Origin of the sequence: Deinococcus sp. QL22 (assembly GCF_023370075.1) — a bacterium.
Lineage (GTDB): Bacteria > Deinococcota > Deinococci > Deinococcales > Deinococcaceae > Deinococcus.
This window is the reverse complement of the sequence record NZ_CP097150.1, coordinates 60,887-74,908: the sequence shown is the minus strand read 5'-3', so window position 1 is coordinate 74,908 and position 14,022 is coordinate 60,887. Positions and strand designations below refer to the sequence as shown.

15 protein-coding genes are annotated in these 14,022 nt (G+C 59.8%); 8 read left to right on the top strand and 7 right to left on the bottom strand.

Annotation, left to right across the window (positions count from 1 at the left end; translation table 11 throughout):
* Position 1: 1 nt before the first annotated feature.
* The 4 genes from M1R55_RS16415 to M1R55_RS16400 form a co-directional block, all read right to left on the bottom strand.
* Positions 2-1,093, bottom strand: coding sequence for an ester cyclase (locus M1R55_RS16415; protein ID WP_249394632.1), 1,092 nt, complete (start codon positions 1,091-1,093; stop codon positions 2-4).
* A 169-nt stretch (positions 1,094-1,262) separates the two neighbouring features.
* A complete protein-coding gene (locus tag M1R55_RS16410; protein ID WP_249394631.1) occupies positions 1,263-2,117 on the bottom strand; it encodes a carbohydrate ABC transporter permease in 855 nt (284 codons plus the stop codon).
* Between the two features lie 42 nt (positions 2,118-2,159).
* Positions 2,160-3,116 (bottom strand): carbohydrate ABC transporter permease, encoded by a 957-nt coding sequence (locus tag M1R55_RS16405; protein WP_249394630.1) that lies wholly within the window; start codon positions 3,114-3,116, stop codon positions 2,160-2,162.
* A 118-nt stretch (positions 3,117-3,234) separates the two neighbouring features.
* On the bottom strand, positions 3,235-4,599 hold the full coding sequence (locus M1R55_RS16400) for an ABC transporter substrate-binding protein (protein ID WP_249394629.1): 1,365 nt from the start codon (positions 4,597-4,599) through the stop codon (positions 3,235-3,237).
* A gap of 736 nt (positions 4,600-5,335) precedes the next feature.
* Between M1R55_RS16400 and M1R55_RS16395 the strand changes: the two genes are divergently transcribed.
* From M1R55_RS16395 to M1R55_RS32175, 8 genes are all read left to right on the top strand, one after another.
* Positions 5,336-5,995, top strand: a complete 660-nt coding sequence (locus tag M1R55_RS16395; protein WP_249394628.1) for a cupin domain-containing protein — start codon at positions 5,336-5,338, stop codon at positions 5,993-5,995.
* A gap of 4 nt (positions 5,996-5,999) precedes the next feature.
* On the top strand, positions 6,000-6,668 hold the full coding sequence (locus M1R55_RS16390; RefSeq protein WP_249394627.1) for an alpha/beta fold hydrolase: 669 nt from the start codon (positions 6,000-6,002) through the stop codon (positions 6,666-6,668).
* On the top strand, positions 6,661-7,482 hold the full coding sequence (locus M1R55_RS16385; protein WP_249394626.1) for an HpcH/HpaI aldolase/citrate lyase family protein: 822 nt from the start codon (positions 6,661-6,663) through the stop codon (positions 7,480-7,482). Before M1R55_RS16390 ends, M1R55_RS16385 begins: the two co-directional genes overlap by 8 nt.
* A gap of 36 nt (positions 7,483-7,518) precedes the next feature.
* Positions 7,519-8,826: a histidinol dehydrogenase gene (gene hisD / locus M1R55_RS16380; RefSeq protein ID WP_249394625.1), complete on the top strand. Its 1,308-nt coding sequence runs from the start codon at positions 7,519-7,521 to the stop codon at positions 8,824-8,826.
* A 170-nt stretch (positions 8,827-8,996) separates the two neighbouring features.
* Positions 8,997-10,019: a LacI family DNA-binding transcriptional regulator gene (locus M1R55_RS16375; RefSeq protein ID WP_249394624.1), complete on the top strand. Its 1,023-nt coding sequence runs from the start codon at positions 8,997-8,999 to the stop codon at positions 10,017-10,019.
* On the top strand, positions 10,016-10,768 hold the full coding sequence (locus tag M1R55_RS16370; protein ID WP_249394623.1) for an SDR family NAD(P)-dependent oxidoreductase: 753 nt from the start codon (positions 10,016-10,018) through the stop codon (positions 10,766-10,768). The genes M1R55_RS16375 and M1R55_RS16370 overlap by 4 nt, the downstream gene beginning before the upstream one ends.
* 141 nt (positions 10,769-10,909) lie before the next feature.
* Positions 10,910-11,140 carry a transposase gene (locus tag M1R55_RS16365; protein ID WP_249394622.1) on the top strand — a complete coding sequence of 77 codons (231 nt, stop codon included), beginning with the start codon at positions 10,910-10,912 and terminating at the stop codon, positions 11,138-11,140.
* 134 nt (positions 11,141-11,274) lie between these two features.
* Positions 11,275-11,766: an IS3 family transposase gene (locus tag M1R55_RS32175; protein ID WP_371827224.1), complete on the top strand. Its 492-nt coding sequence runs from the start codon at positions 11,275-11,277 to the stop codon at positions 11,764-11,766.
* Here M1R55_RS32175 and M1R55_RS16360 read toward each other — a convergent pair.
* The 3 genes from M1R55_RS16360 to M1R55_RS16350 form a co-directional block, all read right to left on the bottom strand.
* A complete protein-coding gene (locus M1R55_RS16360; RefSeq protein WP_249394621.1) occupies positions 11,675-12,520 on the bottom strand; it encodes an IS3 family transposase in 846 nt (281 codons plus the stop codon). The two genes, M1R55_RS32175 and M1R55_RS16360, sit on opposite strands and share 92 nt — an antisense overlap.
* Entirely contained in the window at positions 12,517-12,816 is a 300-nt protein-coding gene (locus tag M1R55_RS16355; protein ID WP_249394620.1) for a transposase, read from the bottom strand. The genes M1R55_RS16360 and M1R55_RS16355 overlap by 4 nt, the downstream gene beginning before the upstream one ends.
* Positions 12,817-13,097: 281 nt before the next feature.
* Positions 13,098-13,919: an AAA family ATPase gene (locus M1R55_RS16350; RefSeq protein ID WP_249394619.1), complete on the bottom strand. Its 822-nt coding sequence runs from the start codon at positions 13,917-13,919 to the stop codon at positions 13,098-13,100.
* Positions 13,920-14,022 lie beyond the last annotated feature (103 nt).

Sequence of the window (14,022 nt, the reverse complement as noted above, 5' to 3'; positions counted from 1 at the left end):
CTCAGCCTGCCACTTGGGCGTGAAGTTGCTTCAGCAGCGCGAATTCATCGAAAATCGTCCATTCCTGAGCGATCTGGCCGTTGCGGATGACGTGGTGGCTGATCACGATCAGGAAGATGCGCCGCCCAGTGGGTGCGCCGTAGGGGCCGTAGCCCTCGTGCGTGCCCTGAAACGTGCAGCGCGTCGCCACCCGGAATCCGCGCCGCTTGTCGCCCAGCACGCATTGATGATCAATATGCATGGCCAGATCAGGAAAGCAAGCCAGCAGTGTGATCACAAAGTTTTCGTAGTCGCCATGCCCGTAGAGCTTGCGCGAATCAGGAACGAAGGCCACATGGTTCGGGGCGTAATACTCGCGCACCATATTGATCAGGCGGGCGTTCCACATGTTGTGCAGCACGGCAGCGACAAAGGCTTGTGGGTCGTCATTGGCACTCGGGACATCCAGAAACGTCGGGTATTGCTGGCCGGTGGGCAAGCGGTCTAACTCGCCATGTGTGTGTGGTTGGTTCGGCAAGACCGCCCGTTTTGCCAATGCCACCGGGTCAAAGCCCATCTGCCGAATCTCGGTCAGGGTGTCGGAGGCCAGCCATTCCTCGACAATCCGGTTTTCTCTGATAAAGCAATCGGCGATGCCCCAACGGTGAATCCGGCGTCCACTGGGCGGGCCGTACTCGCTGTAGCCGGTATGAACGCCCGTGCTGGATACCCGGTGCGAGCTGTAAAACCCGTCATTCTCGTTGCCGCTCCAAATCACGTCGTCGGCGTAAGCGCGGCGTTCGGCGTACAGGGCGATGCGCTGGAGGGTGTTGTTCACCATCGCTTCCCGCCCGTACATGATGCCGCTGGAATAGTGCACCAAAATATTGTGGGCGTAGTGGGAATAGATCAGGCCAACTGCTTTTTCTTCCCAGATTTTATGGGTGCAGCGCACGATATAATCCACGATATCGGTGTAGTCGGGGTCAAAGCCCGCCAGGGGTTGCCGCCTGCCTGTGTTCGCTGCCCGCACAAATTCGGAATAGTCGGGGCGGTCAGCAAAATCGAACACGGGCAGGGCAGGGGCAGAAACGAGGGGAGCGGTGTCTTCCATAACCTTCCTTTTGCGTGGCAGATGCGCCTTGCGTTGATCTGAAGCGGGTTGCTGGCCTGTGCGAATAGACTGAGCTTTTCGGGTCACACGCACAGCCTCATCTGGATTCCGTGTGCTGACCGCACACCTGGAAAGCCACCGCCTGTCCGTGCCTTGCCCGGAATCCGTCTCACTTGACGGCCCCCACCGTGATGCCTTCTACAAAGTATTTGCGGATAAACAGCGACATCACCATAATCGGCACCATCACGATGATCCCGGCTGCCGAGACCTGCTCCCACATCGGGCCACGCGGCCCAGAAATGGTTTGAATGGCAATCGGGAGTGTCAGCGAATCGGATTTGGTCAGGATCAGGGCAAAAAAGTATTCATTCCAAGCAGAAATAAAGGCGAACACGCCCGCCACGATCAGGCCCGGCATGACCAGCGGGAGAGTGACGTAGCGCAGGGTTTGCAACTCGTTACAGCCGTCGATAAACGCCGCCTCCTCGACTTCGACAGGCAGAGAATCAAAAAAACCGCGCAGCATCCAAATGGCGTAGGGCAAGGTAAACGACAGGTACACGATGACCAGCGCAATCGGCGTATCGATGAGGCCGAGCGTGCGGAACAGGTTGAAAAAAGGAATGGCAACCACGACTGCTGGAACGAACTGCGTAATTAAAATCAGCAAAAAGAGCGTGTTGCGGCCCTTGAAACGGTGTCTGGACAGCACGTAAGACGCGGCAGCCCCCAGAGGAATCGTAATAGCCACCGTTAGGAACGACACCATCACGCTGATCCAAGTGTGCGAGCCGAGCATCGTGGGGTGGGCGAAAACGGCGCGGAAATTATCGAGGGTCGGCTGAAAGAACAGCCGAGTCGAGTACACATCGATTTCGGTTTTGAAGGCCGCCAAAATCATCCAGACCAGCGGAAACATGACAAAGAAAATCACCATCAGGGTCGCGAAAATATCGACTCCCTGACCAAACCGTTTGCGGGCCAGCGGGCTGGGGCCACGTGCGCCTGAGCTGGGTTTCAAGACGCCAGGTTTGCCTGAGCTGGGTTTCAAAGAACTTTGCATTCAGTCCCCCTTGGACATCAGTGTGCGGACGTAAAACGTGGCGATAATGCCCATCAAAACGACCAAAATGTAAGACAGGGCCGATGCGTACCCCATGTCCAGATTGCGAAAAGCCGTTTGGAAGACATGAAAATACAGGGTTTGGGTTGAGTCGCCGGGGCCGCCGCCGGTCATAACGGCCACTTGGTCGAACATCTTGAACGCCGAAATGATCTTCAGCAGGGCCACGATATAGATCACCGGAGCCAGCAGTGGCAGGGTAATTCTGCGAAAAATCTGGAAGTTGGTGGCTCCATCAACTTTGGCGGCCTCGTTGATCTCGGTGGAAATCGAACCCAGTGCCCCGATAAACATCAGCGCAAACAATGGTGCCCAGCCCCAAACCTCCGACATAGCGATGGCGATCAGCGCACTAAATTCGTGTCCCAGCCACACATATCCTTTAAGAGGATCAAAAACGTCACCGATCATCTTGGCGTATATGCCGTATTCCGGGTTGAGCATGAATTTCCAACTGTATCCTTTCAGAACAGGCGCGACCGCAAAGGGAAAGATGAGTAGCGTCCGTGCAAAAGTGTTGAGTTTGGTGGGCTTGGAGAGCAGCATCGCGATGCCCAAACCGATAATGAGTGTCAGAACAACTGAGATAAAAATGTACACGGCGCTGACCTGCAAACTATTGAGGAAATTGGCGTCTGTGAGAGCCCGTGTGTAGTTGTCGAACCCCACGAAAGGGCCGGGCGTCGGCGAGTTGATCAGTCGCCAGTCGCGGAACGACGTCACGAAAGACGCGGCCAGCGGATAGATGATGGTCGCGCCGATGACCACCAAGGCCGGAGCCAACATGACCCAACGGAGCGAGGCGCTCTGAGGCTTCCAAGGTTTGTTGATGAGCAGCACAGGGGCACTTCCCGGCTTGTTGGTCGAACCGTCTGCGGACGTTTGAGGAATATCCATAGTGCTCACCTCAGCAAAACCCAACGTTGAGTAGGCGAATCGTGACGGCTCTGTGCGGCTGAATGAATTTGGGGGCCGAGTCTAGGTCCGGCCCCCTCATCAATTCACCGAACTGGGTTTACTTGTAATACCCCGCCCGTTTCTGAATGGCGTCGACTTCCTTCGCCATGCGGTCGAGGGTCACTTTCACTTGTGCGCCCGTCGCCATCTGATTGATACCGACTTCCAGCACGCTCTGAATTTCGGCCCACGTCTTGACCTGCGGCAGCGTGCGGGCGGTACGGAGCGCCTGTGCCCCGACCTTGGGAATGCCGCCGTTGGCTGCGTTCACTTTGGCGTCGTTCATGCCCGAAAAGGTCACGATGGTGTTGTCGGCTTCAGCAGGAATACTGCGGTTAGAGGCGACCCGTTTCTGAATAGTGGTGTTGGTCACGTACTTAATAAATTCCCAACCTGCGTCGGCTTTCTTGGAGTTCTTGAAAATGCCGATGGGCCAGATCAGGGCGTAGTTTTGGGTCGAGCCGCCAGCCCAACCGGGCGCAGGTGCAAAGCCCACGTTGTTCAGCACGTCTTTGGAGACGGATTTAGGATCGGAGAAGCGTGCCCAGTACCACCACCAGCCGACCCACATCGCGGCGCGGCCCTGAAGGAGTTCAGTAGATGATTCCGGCTCGCCAAACGTGGTTGCTGCAGGGTTGGTAATCTTGTCTTTCCGGAGCATGTTGATGTAGGTTTGCGTGGCCTGCACGCCCTTGGCACTGTTGAAGACGGGCCGGTTTCCCTTGTCCAGAATGTCGCCGCCGTTGCCCCACAACATGCTCGTCCATGAAAAGAGATTTTGTCCGGCATTGACGCCGTACATGGTCGAAAGACCAGTCAGGCCAGGCTTCTTTTGCTGGATGGTTTGAGAGGTTTTGACGACGTCCTGCCACGTTTTGGGCACAGGCAGTTTCAGCTCTGCAAAGACGTCTTTGCGGTAAAACAAGACTAAGGGGTGACCCCGGAACGGCATGCCGACAATATTGCCCGCCGAGTCGCTCGACGCCGTGATGTACGAGTTCGGATAGTCTTTCATGTTGATCTTGTCGGCCTTGATCCGGTCATTCAGGGGCAACATCTGAGACTTGAATGCTTCGCCCCAGGAGTCGACCCAGGCCACGACGTCGTAGGTGCTGCCCGTGGTGGCCTCAATCAGAATTTTTTGCTGAAGACCTTCGTAGGGCGTATTTTCCCACTGCGCTGTAATGCCCGTCAGCTTCTGAAACTCGCTGCCCTCACCGGTCATTTTGGACAGCTGCGCAAATTGCCCAGCCCCCAAGCAGCAGATCAGGAACTTGAGTTTGGTGCCGTCGTAGGGTTTGCCGGGCTTCAGGCCGTAGCTGGCAGCCGTTTGTGCGCCGCCCAACGAACCGATTGCCAACACGCCGAGCATTCCGAGAGCCAATCCCATACGCTGCCGAACTTTCTTGTCTGCTGTGATCATCTCGTTTCCTCCTGACAAAGCCTTACTGAATTGAGGGTCTGAAAAGCGTCTCATGACAGAACGTTGTGACTGGGAGCGCGCCGAGGCACGCTAGACCAAAGTTCCCGAAATAAATCTTGAGCATCCACATCAGTCGGAAGGTTGCTGCTCGTTCACCGAGATCAGGCGAACCTGCGTTGATCAGAAAGGCGGTTTACTGTTGCCGTATGGCAGGCCCGCTCACTACCGCATGCCTATGCTCTGTGCGGCCGCTACCCTCAGCCACCGGAATGTGGTCGCCTTACTGCCCAGTACAGGCCACGAGTTCAGGAATACGGCGGGAAACGTCTGAGGTAATCAAAGCGCCCTGCACGCTCTGATGGGGTTCGGATCAGACCGGAATAGGTATGGCATGGTGTCCTCCCTCACGTGTTTTGCATACGTATGCATACCATAGATGTGCTGTTTTGCTTTTGTCAAGTCCCTTACTATTGCAGCGGTCTACACGCCCCGTCAGCAGCCGGCGAGTGGTTGCGCTGGAGCCTCCTTGACGAACGGATCAACGCAGAGTACGGTAATGCATACGTATGCACAATTGCGTTTTGTCAGTGGTTTAGCTTCCGCTTCCGCCCTTTTCCATTGGCTTCCGGCCTCGGCCCCAGCAGTGTCCGGCAGGTCTTGCGCCGCTCTCAGGTCGCTCCAAACTCACGCTACGGGCTGTTGCTCAATCCGCTGGTCCTAGTCCACAGGAGAATCCATGACAACGCTGCCCGGCTCCGATCCCGCTCCCTCCGATCTGCCTACCTCTGCTTTGCCCACCCCTGCTCAGGCGCCAGAAGACCTCGGCGCGATGACCGGCAACGTGGTGCGCTTCCGTGACCTGAAGTCGCGCCCGATTCCGCTGATGTTTATTGATTCTATTTTGCCCGGCCACCAGCGCCACAACTACGCGGTCATTGGCGACACCGCCAGCGAAAACGACAGTTACGCGCCGTTCATCACCTCTCCGCACGGATTTCAGGTGGGCGTGGTGCGGGCGCGGCAGGGCAACGGCCCGGCATACCACACGCACGATTACATCGAATCGTTTTTGCCGCTGCGGGGCCGCTGGCGCTTTTATTGGGGAGAACACGCCGACAAGGTGGACGGCGAAACCATCTTGGAAGAGTTCGATTACATCACCCTGCCCGCGAAATTGTGGCGCGGCTTCGAGTGCATCGACGAGGGCGAAAGCTGGATTTTTGCGGTGCTCGAAAAGCACGAGGCCTATGAGGGCAAAGACCCCTACTGGGCACCCGAAGTGATCCGCAAGGCCCGCGAATATGGCTTCGAGGCCAGCGACAACGGCAAGATGATCAAGCCCGACAACTTTGCCGAGCTGGAGCGGGAATTGCTGGGCCAATTCGGGGATACCTGAACCTATGAGTCTGCCTGCGCTACCCGTACCTGCGCTGTTGCTGCCGGGAACCCTGTGCGACGCGGCCTTGTGGGGGGCGGTGGCGTTGCCTGCCGGAACGCGGGTGTGTGGCGCGGTGCAGGGCCACAGTTTGGCCGAAGCAGCGGCCGTGGCACTTCAGGATGCGCCCGCCGCTGTGCATCTGGTAGCGTTTTCGCTGGGCGCCATCGTGGCCTTCGAGGTACTGCGCCGCGCCCCGGAGCGGGTGGCCCGCCTGACCGTGATCAGTGCCAATCCGCACGCCCCCACCGCCGCACAACTGGAGGTGTGGGGGGCGCAAGAACGTCAGGTACAGGCGGGAAAGTTTGCAGAAGTGGTGGATTCGGTGGCTGTGGGATTACATCGTCAGGCCGTGCTGGACATGGCGCGGCGGGTGGGGCCAGAGGTGTTTCTGGAGCAACTGTCCTTCCTCCGTCTGCGGCCCAACAGTTGCCCCACGCTGGCAGACTGGGGAGGCCCGCTGACAGTGCTGGTCGGAGAAAACGACACCATTACCCCGCCGCATCTGGCCGAAGAAATGAAGCAACTGGCCCCGCAAACGGTCATTCAGGTGGTGCCGAACGCTGGGCACTACTTGCCCCTTGACGCCCCACACGCTGTTTCGGAAGTCCTGCGCGAGGTGGCCTATGCCTGAGAGTGTTAACAACGCCGCACCTGACGCTCTGGCCCGCCTGCACGCCCGCTTGAGTGCCGGGGAAACCCTGCTGAACGGCTGGCTGCATCTACCCGGTGGCGTGAGCGCCGAACTGATGGGGCACGCTGGATACGACGCCCTGACCATCGATCTGCAACATGGCCTGATCGGGGACGGCGGACTGGTGCCGGCGCTTCAGGCCATTGCCGCCACGCCTGCTGCGCCGCTGGTGCGGGTGCCGTGGCTGCATCCCCCCGACCTGATGCGGGCGCTGGACGCCGGAGCCGTGGGCGTGATTTGCCCCATGATCGACACTCCTGAACAGGCCCGTTCCCTGGTGCACGCTTGCCGTTACGCACCGCTTGGCGGCAGAAGCTACGGCCCCACCCGCGCCCGCCTGCTGTACGGCGACGCCTACACAGAGCGGGCCGACACGCAAACGCTGATCTTCGCCATGATCGAAACCCGCGCCGCGTGGAACAACCTGGAGGCCATCCTGGACACTCCCGGCCTCAGCGGGGTCTACGTCGGCCCCGCAGACCTGAGCCTGAGCCTAACTGGAACCGCTTCGCTGGACTTCCGCACCGGAGAAACCGCAGAGGCGGTGGCCCACATCGCCGCAGAAACCGCCGCCCGTGGCCTGATTCCCGGCATTTTTACGCAGGGCGGCGACCTCGCCCGCCACGTCATCTCGCTGGGCTACCGCTTCGTCACCGCCGGTTCGGATGTTGCGCTGCTCTCTGGCGCGGCCCGCAGTGTCCTCAGCGATCTGCGCGGCGCCCTGCCGATCCCTTCCGGCACGCCTTCCTACTAACCTTTTCTAACCCTTTTTCAGCTCAGGAGAACTCACATGGCCCGCATCCTCAAGTCCGGTATGAACGTAGAAACGCAGCTCAGCATCAACGAGGGGGTTCAGCAGACAGTGCGCGGCATCATCGCCGACATCCGCACGCGCGGCGACGCGGCACTGCGCGAGTTGTCGCAAAAATTTGACGGCTGGAGTCCGCAGGCCTTTCGCCTCACGCCCGAACAGATCGCCGCCGCTGTGGCCCAGGTGCCCGAAGAACAGCTCATGTCGATCCGGTTTAGCTTGGATCAGGTGCGAACCTTTGCACAGGCGCAGCGCGACTCTATTCATGAAGTCGAGATCGAAACCATTCCGGGTGTGACGCTGGGCCACAAGGTGTTGCCTATGAATTCGGTGGCGTGTTACGTACCGGGCGGGCGCTACCCGATGGTCGCCAGCGCCATCATGAGTGTCGCCACCGCCAAAGTCGCGGGCGTGCGGCGTGTGGTGGCGGTCACTCCGCCCAAGGACGGCCAACCGTACCCGGCCACCGTCGCTACCATGCACCTTGCCGGAGCCGACGAAATTTACATCATGGGCGGCGTTCAGGCGTTGGCGGCCCTGGCCCTCGGCACCGAAACGATTGCGCCTGTAGACATGCTGGTTGGCCCCGGCAACGCCTATGTGGCCGAGGCCAAACGCCAGTTGTTCGGACTGGTGGGCATCGACCTGCTGGCAGGCCCCACCGAAACGCTGGTTATTGCCGACGACTCGGTGGATGCCGAACTGGTCGCCACCGACCTGCTGGGGCAAGCCGAACACGGCCCCAACAGTCCCGCCGTACTGCTGACCACCTCTGAAGCCCTGGCCGCCGGAGTGCTGCTGGAAATTAAGCGGCAACTGGGCATCCTGACCACCGCAGACGTGGCGCGGGCCGCGTGGCAGGACTACGGCCAGATCATCTTGGCCGAAGACGACGCCGAAATGGTGCGCGTGGCCGACGAAATTGCCAGCGAACACGTGCAGATTTTGACCCGAGACCCCAACTATTTTCTACATCACATGACCAATTACGGTTCTCTCTTCTTGGGGCCAGAAACCAACGTGGCCTACGGCGACAAAGCAATCGGCACCAACCACATTTTGCCCACCGGACGGGCGGCTCGGTACACGGGCGGATTGTGGGTGGGCAAGTACCTCAAAACAGTGACCTATCAGCGGGCCACCCGTGAAGCCAGCGTCATCATCGGGCGGCATTGCTCGGTCATTTGCGGCATAGAAGGCTTTGCCGGGCATCAGCGGCAGGCCGATTTGCGGGTGGAACGGTACAGTCAGCCTGTCCAAGCCGGGCCAGTCGGGGCGGCAGACTGAACCGTGAGCGTGACGGGAAAGGACGCCCACCTCCTGAGTTGGGAAGCTCGGCAGTACACCCAATAATCAGCACGCCCACTAATCGACACCATTCGATGATGCTCAGGACTCAGAATCGCCGTCTGCTCTGTCCCGTCCGGCAGTGCGTGGCCTATGCTGTGCGGAGAACCATGACCAACCGATCCCCTGCTCTCCCCGCACAACGGGTCACGTCGCACGACGTTTCGCGCGAGGCTGGCGTGTCGCAGTCGGCGGTCTCACGGGCCTTTACCCCGGGGGCGCACATCAGCCCGGAAACGCGGCGGCGGGTGCTGGAAGCGGCCCAGAAACTCGGCTATCAGCCCAATGCCATTGCCCGCAGCCTAGTCACGCAGCGCAGCGGCATCGTGGCACTGATCGTGGGCGAGCTGCACAATCCGTTTTATCCGCAGGCCCTGTCACAGTTCGCACAGGCGCTGGAGGCCAAAGGCAAGCGGGCGCTGCTGCTGACCCACGACGCCCGCCGGGACGTGCAGGACACCCTCGACGCGGCCAGCCGTTACCAGATAGAGGCCGCTATCGTGTTTCCTACCCGCCTGAATGCGGCCCCGCCCAGCCTGGGAGACGTGTCCAGGGGCGGCGTTCCAGTCTTGCTGTTCAATCGGCACTTGCCGGGGCAAGATCTGCTGTCGGTGGCCTGCGACAACCATGCGGGCGGAAGGCTGGCCGCACAAGTCCTGCTGGACGGCGGCGCGACCCGGCTGGCCTTTATCGGCGGCGACCCCGACACCTCTACCCACCAAGACCGGTTGCGCGGCTTTACCGAGCGGCTGGCCGAATCCGGGCTGAGTCCTCTGGCCGCGCCTGCCCGCGCCTTTCAGTACGACTGGGGAGTCGAAGCGACCCGGCAGATACACGCCGACGGACATTGCCCAGACGCCATTTTTGGGGCCAACGACATCATTGCCATCGGGGTACTGGACGCTCTGCGGGAATTGGGCCGCCGTGTGCCGGAAGACGTGAGTGTGATCGGATTTGACGACATTCAGGAATCTGCGCGGCTGGCCTACCGCCTGACCACCATCCGGCAGCCGTTGGAAACCATGATCGAGGACGCGCTGCTGGCCCTCGACGACCCACAGCCGGGACACGGCCCACGCCTGCATCCCGGCGAACTGATCTGGCGAGACACGGCAAAGGGGCAAATGGGATGACCGCAGGCGAATTGACTGGACAGGTGGCCCTCGTGACAGGCGGCGCGGGAGGTATTGGCGCAGTGATTTGCCGGACACTGGCCGAGGCCGGGGCCAGCGTTTTGGTGGGCTTTTCGGGAGGCGAGGCGCGGGCAGCGGCCCTGGCCTCCGAGTTGAGCGGGCCAGGACATCACCGCGCACTTCTGGCCCGCGTGGACGACAGCGCCACCCTGAGCGCCGCCGCCGAGAGTGTGCGCCTCACTGAAGGTCGCCTCGACATTCTGGTCAACAATGCTGGTGTGACCATGCCTGTTCCGCATGACGATTTGGATGGACTCACCGACGACCGGATCGATACCATCTTGCGAATCAATGTACGCGGCGCGTTTGCCTGTACCCGTGCGTTTGCACCGCTGTTGCGTGCTGAGGGCCGCGGATTGGTCGTCAATATCAGCAGCGTCGCCGGGCAGACGGGTGTGGGCAGCAACGTGGCCTACTGTGCCAGCAAAGCTGCGCTGGACTCCGTCACCCGCAGTCTAGGCCGCGCCCTAGCCCCCGATATCCGGGTTCTGAGCATCTCACCAGGCTTTGTAGACGGCGAATATGCCCAACGGATGCCGGATATAGTGGCGGCACAATTGGGCCGCACGCCGCTGGGCCGCTTGGCGCAGCCGCAAGAGGTGGCCCGCGCCGTGCTGGCCGCCGCGACCCTCCTCTCATTCAGTACAGGCTGCATCATTGCCGTTGATGGAGGCAGACCGCTGGGGTAATACGGACGTGGAGTGCCCCCCGAAAACTGGACGGCGTGAAGGAGAGACGAAGGCTCGCCATCCCCGCCCTGATTTGTCAGGCTGGAAGGCGAGGAGACGTCCTGAAACAGAAGCAGTTCACAGAAGAGCAAATCCGGGAAGTTGCTGCAGGACGCCAAGAAAGGTCAACAGCCCATAGAGGAATTGTGCCGGGACTTCGGATGCAGTCCGGCGTCGTATGACACGTGGAAAAAGAAATACGGCGACACGACGCCGGATGAAGCCAAGCGGCTTGGTCAATTGGAAAAGGAAAATGCACGCCTGTTACGGATCGTCGGCCAGCAGCGCCCCCTGATTGAGGCGGTCAAGGCGGTCTTGGCAAAAAAGCGATAACGCCCAGCGAGAAGCGTGCCCTGGTGCAAGAACTGATCGCACACCGGGTCAAGCCCGTTCGGGCTTGCTTCTTGGTGGGCTGACCCAAATCCTCGTGGCACTATCGCCCCAACCCACGTCAGGACGGTGAACTTTTGGATCGGATCCGTCAACTGGCAGAGCCACATCCACGACGCGGTTCTCGGTTCATCCACGCGCTGCTTGTCAAAGAAGGCAAAACGATCAACCGCAAAAGGGTCAGACGGATTTGGCGAGCGGCGGGACTGGTGATCAAGAAGAACCCCAGCCGGAAAATTCGCACCGGTAACACCATCCCCATGAAGGCAGAGTTCCCCAATCACGTGTGGACGTACGACTTCATCTTCGACCAGACCCTCGGAAGCACCACCCTGAACATCCTTACCCTCACGGATGAATTCACTGTTCCAACGCGCTGGTCTGAAGCCATGTACTGGAGTGCAAGCGGCTGTGAGATCAGGCATTTCGGCAGAGGTGGAATGAACCCAAAGTACCGGGCCAGCAGTCAAGTCACTTCTAGGCGCAATGATACCGAGTGGCGAACTCGGCAGGTGGGACATACCCCAAACTGGAATGCAGACGTTCCTGGTTATACAGCCGACCGATGAAGTGGTTGATCTGGCAATGTGCGTCGTCGAAATCAAGATAGTCCTGCAGATCGACTTCTTCTGTTTTCAGGGTTTTGTAAAAGCTTTCCATGCGGGCGTTGTCGTATGGGTTTCCCTTTCTGGACATGCTCGGGATTAACCCAGCCTCCCGAAGCCGATCGACATAGACGCGACTTGCATATTGAGACCCTTGGTCAGAATGGTGCAGTAAGCCTGGGCTTGGGCAGCGCGCCCCAAGCGCGTTGTTGAGTGCTTTCAAGGCCAGCGCCGCGTCAATGCACCTGGACATGGCCCAGCCCACGATTTCTCGGGTGAAGCTGTCCAACACGCAGGCCAGGTACACAAAACCACCTTTCACCCGAACATAGGTCAGATCAACTTGCCAGACTTGGTTGGGGTGAGTCGGAACCACGGTCGGCAGCAAATTTTCAAAACGACGTTCGCTGTGCGTCGAGTCCGTGGTGGCCTGAAACCGTCGTTTGGGACGACATAACAACCCCTGTGCCCTCATGACCCGTAAGACGCGCTTGTGGTTGGTTCGATGTCCCCGACGGGCCAACTCATGGGTCACGCGTCGGTAGCCGTAACCATTCCACTTCAACACGATGGCTTCAATCTCTTTCGTGAGATCCAAATCTGGATTCACCCTTGTCCGAGTCTGTTGACCCAGATACCAAGACCGACTGACCGCATGCAACTCACACAAGCGACGTACCGACACCGTCGGATGCGCGCAGCGCGCATCCGTGATCATTTGGTGCCGCTTTTCAAGCGGTACGTCGCTAACGATTTTTTCAGGATCGTATTCTCCAGAGCGAGCTGACCGCAATACCGTTCCAGCTCGGCAATGCGAAGTTCGTCGCTGCGATCCGTGGTAGCCCCATCCGTAAACGCAGCTTCACCACGTGCTTCGACCTCTTTGCGCCATCGGTACATCAGACCCGGTGCCAGGGAGTGGGTGCGACTGAGCTGGGCGGTCGTCTGTTGGCCGCTGTTGATCTGGCTGACGACCTCAAGTTTGAATTCGCGGCTGTGGTTCCGTCCGGGCATACGATCTCCTTCGCGATGCAATCAGCGTATCCGCTGACTGGGGCGAAGTGTCTTGGTCTATGGTCCTGTCAGAGGGTGTCACTCCAGAGGAGGTAAAAACTACCCTGCAACCGATACCGAATGACAGGCGACTCGTCCAAGAGAGTGGCGTAAGCGTCATGGCGTCAAAGCGACTTTAGTCGCTCCCAAACCCCTGTACTTTCAGTGCAGGGTTGTTTAGTCGGCAATCGCTCGCGATCCGCGTCGCAAAGGCGTTCACGTCCATGGACGTGAACGCCGTCCTAGACGACGTCATCAAAGAGAGGGGTGCCCCCATCTTTCTGCGCAGCGACCATGGTTCTGAGGTCATCGCCCGCGATTTGGGCATCTGGTTGGCCGTGCAAGACGTCAGCACCCGGAACACCCTCCCGGGCAAGCCTTGGTAGAACGGCTTTGCCGAGAGCTGTCATTCCCGCTTGCGGGAAGAATGCCAGGGGAATGCCTTCCAGACTCTGGCAGACCTGCAGGGCAGCACGCTCATCGACGTGGGTGAGGACGAAAGCTGGATCATGGTGGCGGATGCGGTCGAGCAGCAGCTGAACGGCCGGACTGGACAACACCTTGCGGGGAGAAGTTGGGAGTCCCAGTGGTTCGACGGGGTATTCCTGTTCATCGTGCAGATGCAGCGCGACACGGCTGGTCACCAGAATCTTGAGGCGGGTGGTGGCGTCCAGCAGCTGCTTGACGTCCAGGGCGGCAGAGCGCACTTGTTCGAAGTTGTCGAGCACAAGCAAGATGGAGCGGTCTTGCAGGTCAGACGCGATTGCCTCGGTGGCCGTCCGGCCATGGAGAGGGATCCGCAAGGTGCGGGCCACGGCGGGGAGCACATCAGCGGGATCGGCCAGAGCGGCCAGTTCAACCAAGACGGCCCCGAGTTCGAACGTTGCCTGCACGGTGCGGGCCACCTCGAGCGCGAGTGCTGTTTTCCCGATGCCGCCGGGGCCTCGTAAGGTGAGGAGACGTGTGGGGCCGTGCAGCAGTGCCGTGAGCCTGGGAAGATCCTGCTCACGGCCGAGGAGAGATGTCAGGGCCGTTGGAAACGGCGCTACCTTCTGTCCGTTCATGAATCAGTGTAAACACACTGGAGGAGTACGGGTGGATGGAGCGACCCATATTCCGACGCCTTTTCGTACGTTCAGACCAGAACTCATGGGGACAATCCAGGTA